General features: G+C 58.7%; 15 protein-coding genes and 1 tRNA gene. 9 read left to right on the forward strand and 7 right to left on the reverse strand.

Translation table 11 applies throughout. From position 1 onward, the window contains the following. Positions 1–24: 24 nt before the first annotated feature. From L9O85_RS04915 to L9O85_RS04925, 3 genes are all read right to left on the reverse strand, one after another. Complete coding sequence (locus tag L9O85_RS04915; protein WP_301579760.1) at positions 25–1,608, reverse strand: N-acyl-D-amino-acid deacylase family protein; 1,584 nt, start codon at positions 1,606–1,608, stop codon at positions 25–27. Between the two features lie 98 nt (positions 1,609–1,706). After that, entirely contained in the window at positions 1,707–2,045 is a 339-nt protein-coding gene (locus tag L9O85_RS04920; RefSeq protein WP_108982082.1) for a DUF3870 domain-containing protein, read from the reverse strand. Between the two features lie 189 nt (positions 2,046–2,234). Then, positions 2,235–2,573 (reverse strand): DUF3870 domain-containing protein, encoded by a 339-nt coding sequence (locus L9O85_RS04925; RefSeq protein WP_157954835.1) that lies wholly within the window; start codon positions 2,571–2,573, stop codon positions 2,235–2,237. A gap of 378 nt (positions 2,574–2,951) precedes the next feature. Between L9O85_RS04925 and L9O85_RS04930 the strand changes: the two genes are divergently transcribed. Continuing rightward, positions 2,952–4,322: an MATE family efflux transporter gene (locus L9O85_RS04930; RefSeq protein WP_108982080.1), complete on the forward strand. Its 1,371-nt coding sequence runs from the start codon at positions 2,952–2,954 to the stop codon at positions 4,320–4,322. Between the two features lie 107 nt (positions 4,323–4,429). Here L9O85_RS04930 and L9O85_RS04935 read toward each other — a convergent pair whose 3' ends face one another. Next, positions 4,430–6,436 (reverse strand): methyl-accepting chemotaxis protein, encoded by a 2,007-nt coding sequence (locus tag L9O85_RS04935; protein WP_176928350.1) that lies wholly within the window; start codon positions 6,434–6,436, stop codon positions 4,430–4,432. A 321-nt stretch (positions 6,437–6,757) separates the two neighbouring features. Here L9O85_RS04935 and L9O85_RS04940 point away from each other — a divergent pair, with 321 nt between their 5' ends. The 4 genes from L9O85_RS04940 to L9O85_RS04955 all read left to right on the forward strand — a co-directional run bounded on the left by L9O85_RS04940 (position 6,758) and on the right by L9O85_RS04955 (position 11,726). Continuing rightward, a complete protein-coding gene (locus tag L9O85_RS04940; RefSeq protein ID WP_050624093.1) occupies positions 6,758–8,170 on the forward strand; it encodes a sodium:solute symporter family protein in 1,413 nt (470 codons plus the stop codon). 81 nt (positions 8,171–8,251) lie between these two features. Next, positions 8,252–9,367, forward strand: coding sequence for an aminopeptidase (locus L9O85_RS04945; protein WP_050624094.1), 1,116 nt, complete (start codon positions 8,252–8,254; stop codon positions 9,365–9,367). Between the two features lie 22 nt (positions 9,368–9,389). Continuing rightward, the gene (pepT, locus tag L9O85_RS04950; RefSeq protein WP_108982078.1) at positions 9,390–10,646 is read left to right on the forward strand and encodes a peptidase T; all 1,257 of its coding nucleotides are present in this window, start codon (positions 9,390–9,392) and stop codon (positions 10,644–10,646) included. Between the two features lie 6 nt (positions 10,647–10,652). Then, positions 10,653–11,726 carry a M24 family metallopeptidase gene (locus L9O85_RS04955; protein WP_256183158.1) on the forward strand — a complete coding sequence of 358 codons (1,074 nt, stop codon included), beginning with the start codon at positions 10,653–10,655 and terminating at the stop codon, positions 11,724–11,726. 252 nt (positions 11,727–11,978) lie between these two features. Here the strand turns inward: L9O85_RS04955 and L9O85_RS04960 are convergent, their stop codons facing one another. Then, a complete protein-coding gene (locus tag L9O85_RS04960; protein WP_077138826.1) occupies positions 11,979–12,074 on the reverse strand; it encodes a helix-turn-helix domain-containing protein in 96 nt (31 codons plus the stop codon). A gap of 185 nt (positions 12,075–12,259) precedes the next feature. Then, a tRNA-Leu gene (locus L9O85_RS04965) sits at positions 12,260–12,346 on the reverse strand. Between the two features lie 379 nt (positions 12,347–12,725). On the opposite strand from L9O85_RS04965, the gene rpoB reads away from it, so the two are divergent. From rpoB to L9O85_RS04985, 4 genes are all read left to right on the forward strand, one after another. After that, positions 12,726–16,565, forward strand: a complete 3,840-nt coding sequence (rpoB, locus tag L9O85_RS04970) for a DNA-directed RNA polymerase subunit beta (protein ID WP_050624097.1) — start codon at positions 12,726–12,728, stop codon at positions 16,563–16,565. Positions 16,566–16,588: 23 nt separating this feature from the next. After that, positions 16,589–20,257: a DNA-directed RNA polymerase subunit beta' gene (rpoC, locus tag L9O85_RS04975; protein WP_301579762.1), complete on the forward strand. Its 3,669-nt coding sequence runs from the start codon at positions 16,589–16,591 to the stop codon at positions 20,255–20,257. 175 nt (positions 20,258–20,432) lie between these two features. After that, a complete protein-coding gene (locus L9O85_RS04980; RefSeq protein WP_133248364.1) occupies positions 20,433–20,567 on the forward strand; it encodes a prepilin-type N-terminal cleavage/methylation domain-containing protein in 135 nt (44 codons plus the stop codon). A gap of 59 nt (positions 20,568–20,626) precedes the next feature. Further along, positions 20,627–21,442, forward strand: coding sequence for a glycosyltransferase family 8 protein (locus L9O85_RS04985; protein ID WP_301579763.1), 816 nt, complete (start codon positions 20,627–20,629; stop codon positions 21,440–21,442). A 242-nt stretch (positions 21,443–21,684) separates the two neighbouring features. Here the strand turns inward: L9O85_RS04985 and L9O85_RS04990 are convergent, their stop codons facing one another. Then, positions 21,685–22,956: a serpin family protein gene (locus L9O85_RS04990; protein ID WP_301579764.1), complete on the reverse strand. Its 1,272-nt coding sequence runs from the start codon at positions 22,954–22,956 to the stop codon at positions 21,685–21,687. Positions 22,957–23,253: the final 297 nt, after the last annotated feature.

Here is a 23,253-nt window from a genome sequence, read left to right on the forward strand (position 1 = left end):
TGCTTATGTGCAGGTGATCACAATTTACCGCAGCAACACTTGACCGGGGCGGGCTCCGGTTATGGAACCAGACTTCAGGGAAAACACGCCGCTTACCAGGACATGCTCAATGCCGGACGGGGCGACCAGGGAATTGGTGAAAGTACATTGGTCACAGACGGACTCATAATCGAACACAGTGATGTCAGCAGCCTTGCCTGGCTCCAGGGTTCCCCTGTCACGAAGCCCCAAAATGGCTGCAGGAAGGGCGGTCATCTTGTAGACAGCATCCTGAAGAGACATCAGTCTGTGCTCCCGCACGGTCTGCAGAAAACGGGGAAAGGTTGCAATGTTGCGAGGGTGAGGGCTGGGCAGGCCCTGTGTATCCTGAAGAGAGAAGGCGGAGCCATCACTGCCAATGGCGACATGCATGTCGCACATGATGGTATGGACGTCCTCTTGGGACATGGAAAAATAGATGGCAGACACAGTTCCGGAACAACGCGCCAAAATATGGGCAACAGTTTCGGCTGGGGTAAGTCCCAGGCAAACAGAGAGCTGGGAGACGGTTTTTCCGTGATATTCCGGCGCGCTTCCGTGGGTGGAGGCGACTAAAACAGCGTCCGCGCCGCCGCGCCGCTCCATCTCTTCTGCGATGTCCCGAAGAAGGGATGTGTCTGGGTCCGACACCCTGCGCAGCATGGCGGCAGAACCTCCGTCATAGGCCCGCCTGGGGAGCAGTGCGGCCAGAATAGTGGAGGTTGCGGTATAAGGGTACTGGTCACAGGTGACAACGGCTCCACGTTGCCTGGACGCTTCGATGCGCTCAAGTAAGCGGGGGGCCTGCCCCCACTGGGCTTTCCCCATTAGCTTCAAATGGGAGATATGCAGATGAACACCGGTTTCCTCCGCAATAGAGAGCATCTCTTCCACTGCCTGGAAGATATTCGGCCCCTCATTTCGCATATGGACGGCGAGGATCTTCTTATGCTTTTGGACCACACGCGCCAGCTCCCTCAGCTCTGACGTGGGGGAGAAACTGCCGGGGGGATAGATCAGACCGAGGGATAGTCCCAGGGCACCTTGGTTCAGCTGATCATCGAGGAGGAACTTCATTTGCTCCATTTCAGAGGGCGTTAAGGGGCGATCTTGAAAGCCCACGATACCAGCCCGCAGAGTTCCCTGCCCGATCAGCGTCCCGAGGTGGGAAGGATAGCCTGTCTGGGCCACATGAGCGGCATATTTCTGGACAGAGGCATCACGGACAGCCTCCTCCGGCACCGGGATCTCGCTGATCTTTCGAAGATAAGCCGTCTGTTCCGCCTGACAGGATGGGAGAATGGGAACGGCAGAAACGCCGCAGTTCCCCACGATCTCCAAAGTGATTCCCTGCGCTACTTTACTTTCCGGAAAGACAGCAGAAAATGGACAGGTATCAGAATGGGTGTGAATGTCAATAAAACCGGGAGAGACGATTTTTCCGGTGACATCCACCCTCGTGCGGCAATTACCCTCCCACTGAGGGCTGATCGCGACAATTTTTCCGTCCTGAATACACAAATCAGCCTGATAGGGGGGCGTGCGTGTGCCGTCTATGATCCAGCCCCCGGATAAGACAGTATCTACCATAAACATCCTCCTTGTATTTTTGTGAGAGTTGGCGCCAGTTTTCTGTGCTTGTATCTCTCATGCCCTCTGCGGCCGGCTTCGCAGGGACAGGACGAGTGTTATGAAAGGGGAGAACGATGCCCGGAACTCCAGTTTATCCATTTGGTGTGAGCCTGCTTGATGGCGACTAAGATCGATTTGCGGGAGTGGCCCCAATAGCGGGCCTCGACCTGATGGAGCATCTCTTCGACCTGTGTGGAAAAGCTGTAGCCCACCAGAAGCTGAGACAGGAAGGAGCTGGTTATCTGGCAGAGCGCATTGACCTCCACTTCCAGAATGGTGCCGGTTTTCGCATCCACCAGGAAGGCAAGAAACAGAACCCTATGGCGCTGGGAAATGGGATTTTCTGTGGCAGGCCTGGAGATTCCGGTAATGTACAGCGTTTGAGGAACGGACATATCAAACAGCTCCTGATATGGTTATGGAAACAAAAAAGACGCACTGACATTGAAAAATGTCAGTGCGTCCTACTTACAACGGCATCCGGGGTCACCGGGCCAATAAATAGTTCTGAACAATATATAGATAACTCAGTTCAGCATCAGTATAAAATATTGACAATAATATGTCAAGAGAAAAATAAAAAATCAGCCAGAGTGCTGCGGAAGCATGCTCTGCTCCTGAAGAGTATGAATGATATTTCGGATACAGAAAATAAGGGCCTTTTGAGAGTGCCCAAGATACCGGGAACCAATATCTTGGATAATTGCATTGTAATCGGTATAAATGCTTCTGCCGACCAAAAGGCTTTTGACAAACCTCTCTGTAATATCACAGACAGAATTGATATCTGCATCATAAATTTGGCCTGAATCCCGGTCAAAGATGATCGGCAGAATGAGGTATTGGCTGGCGACAGTAATTGGGTTTTCTGCGGCAGCCTTGGCACAACCGACAATATAAATGGAATTCTTTGAATACTCCATTATCAGTCCCCCAACCATATCTGATCGTTTAAAATATAGCATAAATACACAGAACCGTCAAGAATAGGAACACACAAAGAGAAATTTTGCCACGGGAACACAAGACGAAATTGAAAACTCCATATTTTTTGCCAAAGGACCCTTTGGACTGCCTGCAGCTGTTGGGGCAGTTCATGGAGGCGGATGTGGTTTTGGCTGTTTTACATATAGATTTTACAAAGAAATCATTATAAAATACAACTGTTAAAAAGCAGGGGTGCCGGGGCTGGGATCTGCGGCGGAATGCTCCATGTAGCAAGCGGGGCTGGGGTCCTGCACGGCAGGATCAAGACGCCGGACAGGCGGAGTGCGGAGAAGCGCGGCCATAGGAGGCGGGAGATGGTGAAAGGGGAAGTCCATAATTTTTCCAGAGGGAGCATCCCCCGCAATATCATGTCCCTGGCTCTGCCCATGACCGCCGCGCAGCTGATCAACGTACTGTACAGCGTGGTGGACCGGGTCTATCTGGGGCGTCTGCCTGGGCATCTGGCCCTGACCGGGCTTGGACTGACGATCCCAATCGTATCCATCATCATGGGATTTGCCAACCTGTGCGGAACTGGAGGCGCGCCGCTGTGTTCCATCAAACGGGGACAGGGAGACAATGAGGAGGCGGAGCGGGTGCTGGGCAACGCCTTCACCCTGCTGCTGATCTTTGGGGCTGCGGTCACTGCCGTCTTTCTATGGTTCAAGCAGCCGTTGCTCTACCTGTTCGGCGCAAGCGACGCCACCTATCCCTATGCCGACGCGTACATGACCATCTATCTTCTGGGAACGATCTTTGTGATGATCGGCCTGGGGATGAATCCCTTCATCACGGCCCAGGGATTTGGCGGGGTGGGTATGATGACGGTGGGGCTGGGAGCCTTGGTAAACATCGTGCTGGACCCCATTTTTATTTTTGGGATGGGGATGGGGGTGCGGGGCGCGGCCCTGGCGACTGTGATCGCCCAGGGGTGCTCCGCTCTGTGGGTGCTGCGCTTCCTTACCGGGCGGCGGGCTATTCTGCGGCTGAGGGTGCGGAATATGGCGCTGTGTGCCCCACGGGTAAGATCCATCGTGACCCTGGGCCTGTCTGGCTTCTTTATGAACTTGACCAACAGCTTGGTCCAGGTGGTGTGCAACGCCACCCTTCAGGCCTATGGCGGGGACCTGTACGTGGGGGTGATGACCATCATCAACTCGCTGCGGGAGGTGTTTTTCATGCCGGTGCAGGGCCTGAGCAATGGCGCCCAGCCGGTGACGGGGTACAACTACGGCGCCGGACAGTACAGCCGGGTCCGCCGCTCCATCCGCTTCAGTGTGGCGGTGACCGTGGCGTATGCCGCCGCCTTCTGGGCCGTGGCCATGCTGTTTCCCGGCATGCTGATCCGGGTGTTCAACAATGAACCAGAGGTGGTGGAGGCTGGTATCCCTGCGCTGCGCATCTATTTCTGCCTGTTTATCCCCATGTCCCTCCAGATGGCGGGTCAGGGCGTCTTTGTGGGGCTGGGGCGCTCCAAGCAGGCTATCTTCTTCTCCCTGCTGCGCAAAGCGGTAATCAACGCGCCGCTCACTGTCATTCTTCCCATTTGGATAGGGACGACCGGCGTCTTCACAGCGGAGGCCGTCTCCCAGCTGATCGGCGGCCTAGCCTGTATCCTCACCATGTATTTCACCGTCTACCGCCCGCTGGGCAGCCTGCCGGACCAGCCCCTGGAGCGCGTGTGACACGATCGGAGCATAGGAAATGCAAAAGCGGACTGCACCAGCAGTCCGCTTTTGTGTTTGTGGTTCCAAAGCATCCGGCTTAGCCGAAGGTTTTGGCTTGTGGAAGATCAGTTTCCCAAAGTATCGCCATAAGAATGCACATTGTCTGGGAGCCGGAACTGTCCAACAAGATCGTCAAGGAGCTGCGCCTGGGAGGACAACTCCTCACTGGCGGCAGCGGACTGCTCACTGGTGGCAGAATTGGTCTGAACGACCGCGGAAATCTGATCCAATCCCACAGTAACCTGTGCGATTGCCGCTGAAATGGTATCCACCATTTCAGCTACCCTGACCATATCGTCTACAGCCAAACCGGCAAGATCTGTTGTCTTTTGGAGCGAATCCGTTACATTTGTCACAATGGCGTTTCCATTTTGCACCGACTCAACAGAACTCTCGATCAGTTCTTTCGTGGCCTTAGCCGCTTGGTCGGATTTAAAGGCCAAATTGCGTACTTCGTCAGCAACGACCGCAAAGCCCTTTCCAGCTGTCCCGGCTCTCGCTGCTTCCACAGCGGCATTGAGGGCCAGAATATTGGTCTGGAAAGCAATGTCCTCAATGGTAGTAATGATATTCCCGATTTTTTTAGAGAACTCTGTGATCTCTGCCATGGCAGTCGTCATTTGGAGCATCATTTCGTTGCTCTGCATGACCTGTCCACCGGCCTCCTCGGCCCGGGAGCGGGACTGTCTCGATACATCCGCTGTTTCGTCCACATTCTGAGAAATGTCATGTACGGTAGCTGCCAGTTCCTGTACAGAACTGGCCTGTTCGGTCGCACCCTGAGCCAGTGCCTGGGCGCCGTCCGATACCTGGGAAGAGCCGGCAGCGATCTGGGCGGAACTTGTGTGGATTTGGGAGAGCACATCGCTCAGCTTGTTCTTGATGCGGCGCATGGAGACCAGCAAGGGGGCAAAGTCTCCAATATACAGCTCCGGAACCCGGGAATCGACTACAAAATTCCCCTCTCCCATCTGGCTGAGCAGATAGTCAATATCCTTCAAAATGGTACTTAAGGCGGTGACAATAATTTTGGTGGAGGATACCAATTCGCCCACCTCATCGTTGCGGTCAAAGTCGGGTACGGGAGCCTCCAGATTTCCTTGGGACAGCAGATGGAGGCGGTCCGAACAGGCCTTGATGGGGCCGCCAATGCCAACTGCCAACCGCAGAGCAACCAAGGACGCGACAATGACAGCCGCGATAAGCAGAACAAGGGTGATAATGATCCCCAGGATGGCTGTGCCAGTAAAATCGGAGGTTGGGGCATTGATAGCAATGCTCCAGCCGTTGGTCTCAGGGACGGGAGCATACGCAGTAAACTTTGTCTCTCCGCCATAGCTGTACTGGCTGAACCCGGTGCCTCCAGCAATCATATCCGTCTCGATCGCGGCCAAATCGGCCAGAGATTTATCGCCTTTTGCATCTTGAATGGTATTTTCCTGATTGCGGACGCTTTCCAGATTGCGGTGGGCAATGGTGTTGCCGGTGGCATCCAGCATATAAGCTGTTCCGCCTTCACTTATCTGGAGGTTGCTGACAATCTCGTTAAGGAATGTTTCCTGGGGCACAAAGTAGACCACGCCAGCTACCCGGCCCCCCACTTGTCCATCCTGCCAGACTGGAGCGGAAATAATGATCGTCATCTCACCGGTAACAGAGGAGATCAATGGCTCGGAGACATAAGTGTTCCCCTGCATTGCGGCTTTGAAATAGGCCCGGTCGCTGTAATTTGACCCGTCGATCAGGCTGCGGCCCTGGGTATTCAGTAGGTTATAACGCTGAAAACCATAGGTATCTACCTTTTGCTGGAGCAGATCCTGCTTTTCTGCCAGGGTGATCTCCGGGTTGGAGAGGCGTGCAGTACTTCCCGTTTCTCCCACGATGTTCCGATATGCCTGGAGTTCATACGACACCCGGTCAGCAGCCACAACAGCCATTTCTTTCATGCTGGCCTCCAGCGTCGACTGTGTACCCCTATAGCTCAGGATACAGGAGGCGCCGCCGACCAGGATCAGGGAAATTGCCAATGTTAGGACCATGGACACCAATATTTTTGCCTTAATGCTCCTCATTGTTTCTTCCTCCACACGTTCTCTCTGTATTAACGTCCTAATAGTGGGTATCCATTTAAGTTATCGGCATAATTCGGCATAAGATAATAGCTGAGACACATGGCTATAGGCTTCGAGAGATAATATTTTACGGACAGGTGCTTCTGCGGCAACTACTTGTTGGGGGCCCAGAGAAAGCTGCGGCTGTATAGAACGAAAATTTATTCTATATATTTATATATTTTTAGCCGAAAAAGCAAGGGGGGCGAATAAAGCTTGACATCAGCGCATTAGTCAGTTAAAATTTTCTATTATGTGTGTGAACAGAGAGGAGAGAGAACCATGAGCTATATTATCGCAATCGGTGCATACCTGTTTCTGCTGATGATCTATGGCTTGGTCATTGCGCACAAGAAAGTGAAAACTGCAGACGACATGGTCACAGGCGGCCACCGGATACCCTTCATCATCCTGGTGGGAAGTCTGCTGGCCACCTGGTGCGGCGGAGGCGGCATCACCGGAAATGCCAGCATCATTTACAACGGCGGCCCGTGGGTGGGCGCCATCACCTTTGCCGCGCCCCCTATCGGCATTATCCTGCTGTATTTCATCGCGGGCAAGGTCCGCAAGTCCAATAAGGTCACGGTCCCGGAGATCATGGGCGCCCGTTACGGCCAAAGCGCCAGCATCATTTCCGCGGTGTGCGTCATGCTGGCCTATGTGGGCGTATTGGCCACTCAGCTGAAGGCGGCGGCCGACATTCTGGTCCTGCTGTGCAGCTCCAGCGGTGTGGAGATCTCCCGTGGGCTGGCACTTGTCATCTGCACCACGATTATTGTGGTCATCACAGTGGGCGGAGGACTGGTATCCGTGGCATACTCCGACGCGATCAGTGCGCTGATCATGATCGGCGGATTCTTCATTGCCATCCCCATCCTGATCAGTGTGGCAAACGCGCAGGGTGCTGTGCTGCCCCCGGAGAAGACCACTCTCACCGGCGGCATGTCCGGTTGGGAACTGCTGGGCTATTTCCTGCCCTCCCTGGCCCTGATGCTGGGCGACCAGAACATGCTGCAGCGCTTTGCCTCCGCCAAAAACAGCACAGAGGCCAAAAAGTCCAACATCGGCATGTTCATTGGCGAGATCCTGGTCATCGTCAGCATCATCGCAGTGGTGACCCAGGCGGCCCGCCTGTATCCCACGCTGGACACGCCCTCCAACGTGATCTTCCAGGTATCCGTGGACTATCTGCCGATGGCCTTCGGTGCGCTGATCATGTGTGCCTGCATGGCGTTTATCGTCACCACGGCGGACAGCTATCTGCTCTCCTCCGCCACCAACCTGACCAATGACATCTATGTCAAATATATCCGCAAGGACGCTACGGACAAGCAGAAGATGCTGGTGCTGCGGGGGACCATCGTGGTATTCAGTGTCATCGCGGTGGCCCTGACCCTCTATTTCCCCACCGTGCTCTCTCTGCAGATGACCGCCTACACCATGTACGGCGCGGCCATCACGCCGGCTATCCTGTTCGCGCTGTTCTCCAAGAAGGTGACCCCGGCTGCCGGTATTGCCGGCATCCTGGTGGGCGGTCTGGCAACGATCGTCTGGACGCTGATGGGAACGCCCTATGGGATACAGTGTGCCATCGTAGCAGTGCCTGCCTCCGTCATTGCCATCCTGGTCGTGTCCGCTGTGACACCGAAAGGGGAAGCCGCCCGTTCCCTGGATGCGCTCTATCAGGAGAAGTGATCGTAAAGCGGGGCAGAAGAGATCCTTCTGCCCCGCTTTTTTCAATAGGATCAAAATCAGGAAAGGAAGTGCTCTGTCATTATGGAGGACCCGAGAATTCGCAAGTTTGCTCAATTTCTGATCCGGAGCGCGGTGGAGCTGCAAAAGGGGGAGAAGATCCTTATTGAGCTCCACGGCAGCGAGACTGGACTGATGAAGGCGCTGGTCCAGGAGGCCTATGCGGTGGGAGGAAAGCCCTTTATCCACATTTTTGACTATGGGGTGGAGGGGGCGCTGGTCCAGGGGGCCGACGCGGAGCATATGGAGGAGATCGCCTCCTATGAACTGGAGCGGATGAAGGATATGGACGCCTATATCGACATCCGGGCCACGCCCAACATCAGCGCATGGCACAATGTCAGTGACGAGGCTCAGCGCCGTTACCGCCAGTATTACTGGGGCCCCATCCACCTGGCCCAGCGGTGCAACCACACCAAGTGGTCCGTGCTGCGCTATCCAAACGACGCCATGGCCCAGCTGGCCGGCGTGTCCACCGAGGAGTATGAGGACTTCTATTTCCGGGCCTGTCTGGTGGACTACGACAAGATGGGGCGGGCTATGAGGCATCTGGAGAAGCTGATGGACCGGACAGACCGGGTGCACATCATCGCTCCAGGGACAGACCTTACCTTCTCCATTCAGGGCATACCCTGCTATGCCATGCACGGGAACCGGAATATCCCGGACGGAGAGGTCTATACCTCGCCGGTGCGGGATTCGGTTAACGGACATATCACCTATAACTGCCCCTCCCCTTATGACGGCTTCCTGTTCCGGGACGTGTATCTGGAGTTCCGGGACGGCAAGATCGTAAAGGCCACCAGCAACAACACCCCATATATGAATGAGATCCTGGATATTGATGAGGGCGCCCGGTATATCGGTGAGTTCGCCTTCGGGGTGAACCCAGTGATCACCCATCCCATCGGGGACATCCTCTTTGATGAAAAGATCGCTGGCAGCTTCCATCTGACGCCGGGCAACAGCTATGACAACGCCTCCAACGGCAATCATTCCGCCGTCCACTGGGACCTGATCCAGATCCAGACGCCGGAGTTCGGTGGTGGTGAGATCTGGTTCGATGATGTGCTCATTCGGAAGGACGGCCTGTTTGTGCTGGAGGAGCTGAAGTGCTTGAATCCGGAGAATCTGCTCTGAGAAGGATAAGGAGGGTCATAGAATGGATACAGTTGTAGACCGTCTGATCCGCTATGCGAAGGTGTACAGCGAGAGCGACTACCATGCCGGGAGAGCGGTGACGCCCAGCACGCAGCGGCAGTTCGATATGGGCCGTCTGCTGGTGGAGGAACTCCACGGGCTGGGCATCGAGAACGCGGTGCTGGACGAGAAGTGTTATGTGTATGCCTCTGTGCCCGCCTCACCGGGCTGTGAGCATCTGCCCGCCATCGGCCTGATCGCCCACATGGACACTACCCCGGATATGACGGGGAAGGATGTGAAGCCCCAGGTGATCCATTACGAAGGGGGAGACGTGGTGCTGAACCGGGAGCAGGGGATCGTCATGGAGGCGGCCCAGTTCCCCGAGCTTCAAAAGTTTGTGGGGCAGGATCTGGTCTGCTCAGACGGGACCACCCTTCTGGGGGCGGATGACAAGGCAGGCATCGCCATGATCCTCCAGGCAGTGGAGGAGCTGCTGGCTGAGGGCGTGCCCCACGGGAAGATCTGCATCGGATTTACTCCGGATGAGGAGATCGGCATGGGGGCCAGCGGCTTTGATGTCAAAGGCTTTGGCGCTGATTTTGCCTATACGGTGGACGGCGGGGATATCACGGACTATGAGTACGAGACATTCAACGCGGCCAAGGCCACGGTTACCATTCACGGCTTCAGCATCCATCCCGGCACTGCGAAAGATAAAATGAAAAACGCCATCCTGATGGCCGGGGAATACAACGCGCTGCTTCCGGCCCTGGAAATACCGGGGCATACAGAGGGGTACGAGGGCTTTTTCCACCTCCAGGAGATGCACGGGACTGTGGAGAAAGCCGACATGATCTATATCGTCCGTGACCACAGCATGGAGAGGTTCCAGGAGCGGAAAGCGATGATGGAGAAAGCGGCGGCAGAGATTGACCGCCGCTATGGGGCGCACACGGCCGAGGTGGAGCTCCAGGACCAGTATTACAATATGCATGAGGTCCTGAAGGATCACATGGAGATCCTGGAACTGGCAGAGCAGGCCATGAAGGCGGCAGGCATTGCTGCCCCCACCCATTCGCCCATCCGGGGCGGGACAGATGGAAGCGTCCTGACCTACATGGGTCTGCCGTGCCCAAATCTGCCCAGCGCGGGACACAACGCCCACGGAAGGTTTGAATATGCGCCGGTGGAGTCCCTGAAGACCGGGGTGAGGATCATCAGGGAGCTGCTCTCTCCGGCGCTGGTAGAGTCCGTGATCTTGAAGAAGAAAGGCTGATGATCCATGTATCAGGAACGTATCAAAAGAGTGCTGGACTCCATGGAGGAGATGGGGCTGGACCAGATGCTGGTGTCTGACCCAGACAGCATCTGGTATCTCACCGGGTATGACGTGTTTCCCTTTGAGCGCCTGTTTGCTTTTTATCTCCGCCGGGACGGGCACCACAAGCTGTTTTTGAACAGGCTGTTCCCTGTGCCGGAAGCTCCCTATGAGCAGGTGTGGTCCTCCGACACCGATGATGCGGTGGCGATTTTGGCCTCCCATGTGGACGGAAAGAGCGCCCTGGGGATCGACAAGGAGTGGCCGGCCCGGTTCCTTCTGCCCCTGATGGAGCGCAATCCGGACAGCCGGTATATAGTGGCATCCGACTGTGTGGATCACGCCAGGGCCTGCAAGGACGAGGCGGAGCGGGAGCTGATGCGGGCGGCCTCCCGTATCAATGACACAGTAATGGAACGGGCGGCGGCCTTCCTCCAGGAGGGGATCACGGAGCGGGAAGTGGCCGACTATATCATAAGCCAGTACGCGGCGGAGGGCTGCGACGCTGTGGCGTTCCAGCCCATTGTCTCATTCGGCGCCCACGCCGCCGACCCCCATCATGAGGCGGACCAGACCCGCCTGAAGGCGGGAGACTGCATTGTCATCGATATGGGCTGCCGGAAAGACCGGTACTGCTCCGATATGACCCGCACCTTCTTCTGTAAGACTGCGGACCCCAAATACGCGGCCATCCATGACCTGGTCCGCAGTGCCAATGAGATCGCGGAGGGAATGATCCGTCCCGGCATCCCCCTGCGGGAGCTGGACATCGCGGCCCGGGAACATATCGCTTCGGCGGGCTATGGTGAGTACTTCACCCACCGCCTGGGGCATTTTATTGGCCAGACAGAGCATGAGAAGGGGGATGTAAGTGCAGTCACAGAGCTGGTAGCCAAGCCTGGGATGATCTTCTCCATTGAGCCAGGAGTGTACCTCCCTGGTCAATTTGGGGTCCGGGTGGAGGACTTGGTGCTTGTGACGGAGGAGGGCTGTGAGATCCTCAACCGCGTGGACAAGCATTGGAAGACGGTGGGCTGAGAGTGGAGTTCCCATAAAATGAGAGCATACTCTGTTTTTGAATCGGGATTGACAGCGGCTCCCGGGGCCGCAGAACGAACCATCGTAAAACGAGGCAAAAGCCTCCCCAATAAGGAATCAGCCCCGGACAGAGATCCTGTCCGGGGCTGATTCCATAAAAAGCAGCGTTGGCTTAGGACGGACAAAACCGGGGAATGCCGGCAAGGGCGCGAAGCGTTCATCTTGACCCTTGCACGGCATTCCCCGGTTTTGCTACTTCTTCGTAATGGCATGCATCAATTTGCTTTGCAAACGGCCTTTCATATATGGGTCTATCTGCTTATGGGGCTGCCCGCTTTCATCGATTATATTTCACCATACTCATATAATGCCCCTGCCTATATTGTAAATTATACCAAAATTTATCTGGAAACCCTACTCTTTTCTAAAAAAGTGGTCTTAATCTGCGATTAGCCATTTGGCTATTTTTCTTTAAATATAACAAATAATCCGAACCCATTTCCTATCGGAAACAAGTTCGGATTATATTGGTTTGGTGCCGGTGGTGGGACTCGAACCCACACGATGTCGCCACCAACGGATTTTGAGTCCGTCACGTCTACCAATTCCATCACACCGGCATATTTGATCAAGTACCAATTAATTATATAACAAAAATGGGATGGACGCAAGAAAAAATTTTGCCCTTTTCCTAAGAAAAAAGAAAAATTTACAGAAAGCCCCTTGACAAGTTAAAGGCTTTCATGGTAAAGTAAAATGCTTTTATATCCTCATAAAAAGAGCACGGTCCCCCCATGCTCCACGAAAACTATAACATAGGCCCCGGAAGTTGACAAGAGGAAAGTTGAAAAAGGTTCAAACTGAGCCGGGTGTTCGCAAAGGCGCGGTTTGGCGCTTTTGTGCACAACGACGGGGAAAATGCGGAAGAGAGCCGGGAAAGGACCGAAAAACAGTAGATTCACCCCTTTCAAATCAAAGAAAGTGAGTTGATTTTTAGAAATGACGGTCAAGGACGTATATTACGGAAAGACCCTGCGAAAGAGCTTTGCCCGCTATCAGGAGATCCTGGAGATGCCCAATCTGCTGGAGATCCAGAAGAAGTCCTACCAGTGGTTCCTGGACGTGGGACTGCGGGAGGTCTTTCGGGACGTAGCCGCCATCACTGACTACGCCGGCAATCTGGAGCTGTCCTTCATCGACTACTCCATGGACGAGAAGCCCAAGTATGACGTGGAGGAGTGCAAGGCCCGGGACTGCACCTACGCCGCGCCCATCAAGGTCCGGGTGCGCCTGCGCAACAAGGAGACCGAGGAGATCAAGGAGCAGGAGATCTTCATGGGAGATTTCCCCATCATGACCAATTCCGGCACCTTCGTCATCAACGGCGCTGAGCGGGTCATCGTCTCCCAGATCGTCCGTTCCCCCGGCATGTACTATACCCGCACTGCGGACAAGGCGGACAACCTGACTTTTGCCACCACCGTCATTCCCTATCGGGGAGCCTGGCTGGAGTATGAGACCGACCTGTCCGACGTGTTCTATGTGCGCATCGACAAGAACCGCAAACTGCCTATCACCTGCCTGATCCGGGCCATCGGCCCCAAGACCGACGCCGAGATCATCGAGATGTTCGGTGAGGACGAGCGCATCCAGTCCACCCTGGAGAAGGATACCTGCAAGAACTATGAGGAGGCCCTGCTGGAGATCTACCGTAAGTTGCGTCCCGGCGAGCCTCCCACGGTGGACTCCGCTGAGAGCCTGCTCAACGGCCTGTTCTTTGATCCCCGCCGCTACGACCTGTCCGCGGTGGGCCGCTATAAGTTCAACAAGAAGATGGCTATGGGCAGCCGCCTGTCCGGCCACACCCTGGCCATGCCCGTGGCCGACCCCCGTACCGGTGAGATCATCGCCGAGGCCGGGGAGAACCTGACCAGGGAGCGGGCCCGGGAGCTGGAGGACCGAGGGGTCAATGAGGCTGTCCTGGATGTGGACGGCAAGCTGGTGAAAGTGTTCGCCAACAACATGGTGGATATGAAGAACTTCGTGGACTTTGACCCGGAGGAGTGCGGCATCACCGAGAAGGTGTCCTTCCCCGTGCTGTGCCAGCTCCTGGAGCAGTACTCCGGCGAGGAGCTGAAGGAGGCGGTGGCCGACCACGTGGACGACCTGGTGCCCAAGCACATCACCGTGGCGGACATCATGGCCTCCATCAACTATCTCAACGGCCTGGCCCACAACGTGGGCACCCCCGATGACATTGACCACCTGGGCAACCGCCGCCTGCGTTGCGTGGGCGAGCTGATCCAGAACCAGTTCCGCATCGGCTTCAGCCGTATGGAGCGGGTCATCCGGGAACGCATGACCATTCAGGACTTGGACGTGGTTACCCCCCAGAGCCTGATCAATATCCGCCCTGTCACCGCTGCCATCAAGGAGTTCTTCGGGTCCAGCCCTCTGTCCCAGTTCATGGACCAGACCAACCCCCTGGCCGAGCTGACCCACAAGCGCCGTCTGTCTGCCCTGGGCCCCGGCGGCTTGTCCCGTGACCGGGCCTCCTTCGATGTGCGCGACGTCCATTACAGTCACTACGGCCGCCTGTGCCCCATCGAGACCCCCGAAGGTCCCAACATCGGCCTGATCTCCTATCTGGCCTCCTACGCCCGGGTGAACCGGTTCGGCTTCATCGAGACCCCCTACCGCAAGGTGGATAAGGCCACCGGCAGGGTCACCGACGAGATCGAGTACATGACCGCCGACGTGGAGGATGAGTACACCGTCGGCCAGGCCAACGAGCCGGTGGATGAGAACGGCTGCTTCGTCAACGAGCGCATCACCTGCCGCCACCGCAACGAGATCATTTCCGTGGACCGCAACAGCGTGGACTACGTGGACGTATCCCCCAAGATGATGGTCTCCGTGGCTACCGCCATGATCCCCTTCCTCCAGAATGACGACGCCAACCGCGCCCTGATGGGCGCCAACATGCAGCGCCAGGCTGTGCCCCTGCTCCGGCCCGAGGCACCCATCGTGGCTACCGGCCAGGAGCATAAGAACTGCATCGACTCCGAGGTGGCCATCCTGGCGGAGGGGCCCGGCGTGGTCACCAAGGTGTCCGCCCGGTATATCACTGTAAGATATGACAGCGGCGAGACCAAGGAGTACCGCCTGACCAAATATCTGCGCTCCAACCACACCACCTGCATCAACCAGCGGCCCATTGTCAATGCAGGCCAGCGGGTAGACTATCAGGACGTACTGGCCGACGGCCCCTCCACCGACCGGGGCGAGATCGCCCTGGGCCGGAACATCCTCATGGGCTTCATGACCTGGGAGGGCTACAACTACGAGGACGCCGTGCTGCTCAACGAGCGCATGGTGAAGGAGGATGTGTTCACCTCCATCCATATCGAGGAGTATGAGACCGAGTCCCGGGATACCAAGCTGGGCCCCGAGGAGATCACCAGGGACATCCCCAATGTGGGCGAGGACGCCCTGAAGGACCTGGACGAGCGGGGCATCATCCGGGTGGGCGCCGAGGTGCGTTCCGGCGATATCCTGGTGGGCAAGGTCACCCCCAAGGGCGAGACCGACCTGACCGCCGAGGAGCGCCTGCTCCGGGCCATCTTCGGCGAGAAGGCCCGGGAGGTCCGGGATACCTCCCTGAAGGTGCCCCACGGAGAGAGCGGCATCATCGTGGATGTCAAGGTCTTCACCCGGGAGGCAGGTGACGAGCTCTCTCCCGGCGTCAACGAGGTGGTCCGGGTCTACATCGCTCAGAAGCGCAAGATTTCTGTGGGTGATAAGATGGCCGGCCGCCACGGCAACAAGGGCGTGGTCTCCCGCATCCTGCCCCAGGAAGATATGCCCTTCCTGCCCGACGGCACCCCCCTGGATATCGTGCTCAACCCTCTGGGCGTGCCCTCCCGTATGAACATCGGTCAGGTGCTGGAGGTCCATCTGGGCTACGCCGCCAAGGCCCTGGGCTGGAAGGTGGCCACCCCCATCTTCAACGGCGCCAACGAGCAGGACATCCAGGAGTGCCTGAAGATGGCCGGCCTGGCCCGGGAGGTGGGCTATGATGAGCCCCTGATCGGCAAGCAGCTCTATCTGGCACCCCAGGAGGAGGGCGGCGAGCTGCGGGCCCTCACTCCGGAGGAGATGGCGGACAACGTCCAGGTCCGGGAGTGGCAGAAGGCCGGCCAGCTGCGTCTGGTGGACGGCAAGAACTGGCTGTACGACGGCCGCACCGGCGAGCGGTTCGACAACCCGGTCACTGTGGGCTACGTCTACTTCCTGAAGCTGCACCACCTGGTGGACGACAAGATCCACGCCCGCTCCACCGGCCCCTATTCTCTGGTCACTCAGCAGCCTCTGGGCGGCAAGGCCCAGTTCGGCGGCCAGCGCTTCGGCGAGATGGAGGTGTGGGCCCTGGAGGCCTACGGCGCCGCCTATACCCTCCAGGAGATTCTGACGGTGAAGTCCGACGACGTCACCGGCCGTGTCAAGACCTATGAGGCCATCGTCAAGGGCCACAACGTGCCCCGGCCCGGCGTGCCCGAATCCTTCAAGGTGCTCATCAAGGAGCTCCAGTCCCTGTGCCTGGACATGAAAGTGCTGGATGCGCAGGGCAACGAGATCGAGCTGAAGGACGACGACGAGGACGCCTACCAGCCCGGCCGCCGCGATGACGACGACGATTTCTATTTCTCCGCGGAGGACTCCGACTTCTCCGCCGCCGGCTACACCCTGAAGGGGGAGAGCGACGACGATGACCTGGAAGTGGGAGAGAGCACGAACGATTCCATGGACGGAGAGGACTTCTCCGACGAGGATTTTTGAGAGAAAAGGGAGGAGATTGAACGATGAGTTATACGGAGTTTGACGCCATTCAGATTGGCATCGCCTCCCCTGAGCAGATCCGCGAGTGGTCTTACGGCGAGGTCAAAAAGCCGGAGACCATCAACTACCGCACCCTGAAGCCGGAGCGGGACGGCCTGTTCTGCGAGCGCATCTTTGGCCCCACCAAGGACTGGGAGTGCCACTGCGGCAAGTACAAGAAGATCCGCTACAAGGGCAAGATCTGCGACCGCTGCGGCGTGGAGGTCACCCGGGCCAAGGTGCGCCGGGAGCGCATGGGCCACATCGAGCTGGCCGCCCCGGTCTCCCACATCTGGTACTTCAAGGGTATCCCCTCCCGGATGGGCCTGCTGCTGGACATCAGCCCCCGCATCCTGGAGAAGGTGCTGTATTTCGCCGCCTATATCGTCACTGATCCCGGCTTCTCCCCCCTGGCCAAGAACCAGATCCTCTCCGAGAAGGAGTACCGGGACATGCGGGAGAAGTATGAGGACGACTTCGACGCCGGCATGGGTGCCGAGGCGGTCAAAAAGCTGCTCCAGCAGATCGACCTGGAGCAGCTCTCCCAGCAGCTGCGCAGCGAGCTGAAGGACGCCTCCGGACAAAAGAAAGCCCGGATCGTCAAGCGCCTGGAGGTGGTGGACGCTTTCCGCCTCTCTGGCAACAAGCCCGAGTGGATGATCATCGATGTGCTGCCCGTCATCCCCCCGGAGATCCGCCCCATGGTCCAGCTGGACGGCGGCCGGTTCGCCTCCTCTGACCTGAATGACCTGTACCGCCGGGTCATCAACCGCAACAACCGCCTCAAGCGGCTGATCCAGCTCAACGCCCCGGACATCATTGTACGCAATGAGAAGCGGATGCTCCAGGAGGCGGTGGACGCCCTCATCGACAACGGCCGCCGGGGCCGCGCCGTCACCGGCGCCAACAACCGGGCCCTCAAGTCCCTGTCCGACATGCTCAAGGGCAAGCAGGGCCGCTTCCGCCAGAACCTGCTGGGCAAGCGCGTGGACTACTCCGGCCGAAGTGTTATCGTGGTCGGCCCCAGCCTGAAGATCTACCAGTGCGGCCTGCCCAAGGAGATGGCCATTGAGCTGTTCCGCCCCTTCGTGATGAAGAAACTGGTGGAGGATGGTCTGGCCAACAACATCAAATCCGCCAAGAAGATGGTGGACAAGGGGGCTCCCGCCGTGTGGGACGCCCTGGAGTTCGTCATCAAGGACCACCCGGTGATGCTCAACCGCGCGCCCACGCTGCATCGCCTGGGCATCCAGGCCTTCGAGCCGGTGCTGGTGGAAGGCCGTGCCATCAAGCTTCATCCCCTGGTGTGTACCGCCTTCAACGCCGACTTCGACGGCGACCAGATGGCCGTCCACGTCCCCCTGTCCGCCGAGGCCCAGACCGAGGCCCGCATCCTGATGCTCTCCGCCAACAACCTGCTGCGGCCCCAGGACGGCGGCCCAGTCACCATCCCGACCCAGGATATGATCCTGGGCTCCTACTACCTGACCTACAGCCGGGAGGAAGAGGGCACCGGCCATATCTTCGCCGACAAGGATGAGGCCCTGCTGGCCTATGACGCCAAGATTGTCACGCTCCACTCGCCCATCAAGGTCCGCCTCTACCGGGAGGTGGACGGCGTGATGCGCTACAAGCTGGTGGAGACCACGGTGGGCCGCCTGATCTATAACGACGCCATTCCCCAGGACCTGGGCTTCGTGGACCGCTCCGATCCAGAGACCATGTTCGACCCGGAGATCAACTTCGTGGTGGGCAAGAAGCAGCTGGGCAAGATCATCGACAAGTGCATCACCAAGCACGGCTTTACTGTATCCGCCGGCGTGCTGGACGCCATCAAGGACCTGGGCTACCACTACTCCACCGTGGGCTCCCTGACCGTGGCCATTGCGGACATGACTGTGCCCGCCAAGAAGTATGAGCTCATCGGCCAGACGGAGAAGGAGATCATCAAGATCGACCGGCAGTACCGCCGCGGCCTGATCACCAACGACGAGCGCTACCGCCTGTCCGTTCAGGCGTGGGAGAAGACCACCAACGACGTGACCGACGCCCTGCGGGAGTCCATGGACCGCTACAACCCCATCTTCATGATGGCCGACTCCGGCGCCCGCGGCTCCATGGCCCAGATCCGTCAGCTGGCCGGTATGCGCGGCCTGATGGCCGACACCTCCGGTCGCACCATCGAGATCCCCATCAAGGCAAACTTCCGTGAGGGCCTCAGCGTGCTGGAGTACTTCATCTCCTCCCGAGGCGCCCGAAAGGGCATGGCCGACACCGCCCTGCGTACCGCTGACTCGGGTTACCTGACCCGCCGTCTGGTGGACGTGTCCCAGGAGGTCATTATCCGGGAGGAGGACTGCGGCACCCGGGACGGCATCGAGGTCAGCGAGATCGAGGAGTACGGCCAGGTCATCGAGACCTTTGCCGAGCGCCTCCACGGCCGCTACCCCGCCGAGGACATCGTGGACCCCGCCACCGGCGAGCTCCTGTTCAGCCGGGACACCATGCTCCGCAATGAGGACGCCAAGGTGCTGGAGGCCCACGGCATCCACTCCGCCAAGATCCGCTCCGTCCTCACCTGTGAGGCACGCAGCGGCGTGTGCGCCAGGTGCTACGGCATCAACCTGGCCATCGGTGAGCCTGTAGGCGCCGGCGAGGCGGTAGGCATCATCGCCGCACAGTCCATCGGAGAGCCCGGAACCCAGCTGACCATGCGTACTTTCCACACCGGCGGCGTGGCCGGCGGCGACATCACTCAGGGTCTGCCCCGAGTGGAGGAGCTGTTCGAGGCCCGTAAGCCCAAGAAGATGGCCCAGCTGGCCGAGATCAGCGGCCGGGTGTCCATTGAAGAGACCAAGCGCAACATTATGTGCAACGTGACCATCACCGCCGACGACGGCGAGGTGGTGACCTATGCCCTGCCCTATGCCGCCGGCCTGCGCATCAAGGACGGCGACGTGGTGGCCAAGGGCGACCAGCTCACCGAGGGTGCCCTGTCCCCCCACGAGGTGCTGCGCATCCGCGGGCTGTCCGCCTGTCACAACTATCTGATCCGCGAGGTGCAGAAAGTGTACCGTCAGCAGGGCGTTGACACCAACGACAAGCACATCGAGGTCATCATCCGCCAGATGATGCGGAAGGTCCGGGTGGAGGACGCGGGAGATTCCGACCTGCTCTCCGGCGCTACCATCGACATCATCGAGTTCTGGGACGCCGAGAAGGCTGTGAGGACCCGCATGGAGGCCGGGGAAAAGAACGAGATGGGCGAGGACCTGCGCCTGCCCACCTGCACCCGTCTGCTCATGGGCATCACCAAGGCATCTCTGGCCACCGATTCCTTCCTGTCCGCCGCCTCCTTCCAGGAGACCACCAAGGTGCTCACCGAGGCCGCCATCAAGGGCAAGGTGGACCACCTGCTGGGGCTGAAGGAGAATGTCATCATCGGCAAGCTGATCCCCGCCGGTTCCGGACTGGCACAGTACCGCAAGGACGACCCCATCGACGAGAACGGCAATCTGATCACCGCGGGGACCGCCGGCGCAGTGGAGGCCGAGCCCTTGGAGGGGCCGGAAGAGGAGGGCTTTTTCGCCGAGGAGGAGCCTGAGGTGGAGGCCGCTGCCGACACCCAGGAGGACAGCGGAACGCTGGTGTAATATCGCTCCTTCCCCAACAGAACAGCACGTCCAGTGAGAAAGCCCCGGCGCATGCGCGCCGGGGCTTTTTGTCAGTTTGGTTGTTTCCCACCCCAGGGCGGCGGCTGGGGAGGGCAGTCGGAACGGGTGAAAGGGAAATAAGCGCTGTTGAAAGTTATGTCAACTAAAAAACACCTTGACGGAAGAGGCGGCGGCGGGCTATCATAGAACGAAAAGGAGGGGGAGCACCATGATAGAGTGGCTGATGGCGCTGGTGATGGCGGGGATCGTGGCCCTCTGGCTGTATCAGAACGGAAAGGACGGAAAATAACGGGGCCGGATGCCGGTCCTGTACCCGCTGCCAGGGAGGCGGCGGAAGAGGAGGAACGTATGGATCTGCTGGTGACATTGGATCAGAATTACCTGGGACCGCTGCGGGTGCTGCTCGGCTCCCTGTTTCTCAATGATCCAGGGGAGGAATTTCATATCTATATGATCGAAGAGGGGCTGACCGGGGCACAGGTGGAGGAGCTTTCCCAGCTGTGCCGGGCCCACCACAGCCAGCTGCACCCGCTGGAGGTCCCGGACGGCCTGTTCACGGACGCACCGGTGGTGCGGTACTACTCCCGGGCCATGTACTACCGCCTTCTGGCGGCAGAGCTGCTGCCCCGGGAACTGGACAGGGTGCTCTATCTGGACCCGGATATCCTGGTGATCCGGCCGGTGCGGCCCCTGTATGAGACACAACTGGGAGACAGCCTGCTGGCGGCGGCCAGCCACAGCGGGTTGACCGGGATGTCTGACTATGTAAACAAGATCAGGTTGTCCAACTATGAGGCGGAGAGCTACTACAACTCCGGTGTGCTGTTGATGAACCTTCCCCAGATGCGGAAGGAGATGCGCCCGGCAGATATTTTCGCCTACGCCAGGGAGTACGAGGAGCGGCTGATCCTGCCGGACCAGGACATCCTCAACGGCCTGTACGGCACCCGGATCCTGGGTGTGGACGACAGTGTGTGGAACTATGACGCCCGGCGATATGACCGCTACTGGCTGGGCAGCCACGGGGAGAAGGATATGGACTGGGTGATGGACCACACGGTGTTCCTCCACTTCTGCGGCAAGAACAAGCCCTGGTCCAGAGGGTATGAGGGACATTTTTCCGCCCTCTATAAGCACTACCAGCGCCTGCTGGGAGAGGTGTAACGCAGAGAGACTGTCGAAAAAGTAGTAGCCTGCCGCACACAGGGCCTGACCGCCTGCGGCGGACAAACCCCACATCTGCAGCCTGAGAAGTGTTTTCCCCGGCGTACATGCCGCCGGGGAAAACAGGTCAGAACTGGATTTGCGCCTGCGTGTGCGAACTCTGGGAGGCTTTTTCCATAAGCTGAGGGGCGCGGCCTGGAATCAGGCCGCGCCCCGTGATCTCGACATAGGGCCCTGACGGATCATAGGCCTTCAAACGTGCCCAGGAACAGGGGCACTCCGTTCTGCAGGTCCACGATGCCATAGAGGAAGGGGCGGTCGAAGATCAGGGTGACGCCCTCCTGGGGCGGGGCGGCGCCGGATGCCGCGGCAACCACTGTGGCGGCCGCCGCCTCGGTGCCCTCCTCATTGACTTCGATCCTGGCGGCATGGATCACCTGGGAGAGGTAGTACCCCCTGGGGTCATCCCCCAGCAGGGAGAAGTCGGCCAGGTCCGGGTCAAAGGCGTCCGTCAGTCCAAGAGCGGCCAGGGCGTCTTTCAGCTCTCCCGACCACTCCTGCTCAAATTTGGGCAGGGACAGGCGGAGGAAGAAGGTCTCCTCCCTGCCGGAGAGGAGGGCGGACAGCCCCTCCCCGGTGAGGGAGGACAGCCAGCGCTCAAAGTCCGGGACGCCGGAGGACTGCCGGGGCATGAGGGCGAAGAAAGCCAGCCGCCCGTCGTCATAGGGGAGGAGGACGCCTTCGTCGCTGCCGCTTTGGAGATAGGTCAGAGAGCGGGAGAAGTGCTGGAGGAAGTCCAGGGGCTCCGCAGTTCCGTCGGCCCGGGTGAAGTCCCGTGTAACGGTGTCGCTGGGGTCGAATTTGGCCGCCCAGGTGTTCTTCAGGTAGAGGGCATTGACCATCAGGGCGGCGGCGTCCTCCCCGAAGGGCCGCTGGATGATCTGGGGGATCATGCCTGCGGTATGGTCTGACACCCAGCTGTTGAGGGCGGGGACGATGACTGGGGCGGACAGGTCCTCCTGGAACACCTGAGCGTCGAAAATGCCGGAGCATCTGCCTACAAAGTCTTCTTGCATACGGCCCTCCGGGTCGGTCCACAGGCTGTTGGCAATGGAGCACTCCGTGGAGCCCCCCAGTCCTCCATAGAGTTTCATGAGGGCAGAGCAGGAGACGTTGAGGGCCTCCAGGCTGGCACCGTCCCCCAGCACCTCCCGGAACTGGTCCAAGGTCTCCCCATCAGCACCATTGGCGGCCATGGATAGTGCCAGGGCCGCGGAAAGGGGGGATAGGAGCGTTCCCTCCCCCTCCTGGCGGGCAGTTTTCAACAGGTCCAGCCCAAATTCAGACAGGGCGGACCAGACGGCGGGGGTCTCCAGGTCATAACGCATCATCTCCTCTTCGGAGATCGTCACCGGCTGGGCAGAGAGAGGCTGCGGGGCGGCAGAGGCGGAGCAGCCCGACAGAGCGGACAGCCCCAGGGTGCAGGTGAGGAGCAGGGCGGAGACGCGTTTCATAAGATCCCTCCTTGCTTTTTTGATAGGGCCTGTGTGGGACAGCGCCGTAATGGCGGGAGACTCTCCCGTCTTTTACTCTGTTAGACGGCGGAAGGGGAAAAAAGTTCCCTGGGGGAGAAAAATAGAGGCGGGAGGACGCAGAGCGGCCTGTGGGATGCGTGTCCTTCCCGTCCCCGCGCAGGGCGGAACATCTCTGACAGATCCTACGGCTGCGACTGGGACGGGAGAAGGAAGGCCCCTCATCCGTCGCGGCATACGCCGCGGCACCTTCCCCCCAAAGGGAAGGCTTTGGGCGGG

Source organism: Lawsonibacter asaccharolyticus (genome assembly GCF_022453915.1).
Lineage (GTDB): Bacteria > Bacillota > Clostridia > Oscillospirales > Oscillospiraceae > Lawsonibacter > Lawsonibacter asaccharolyticus.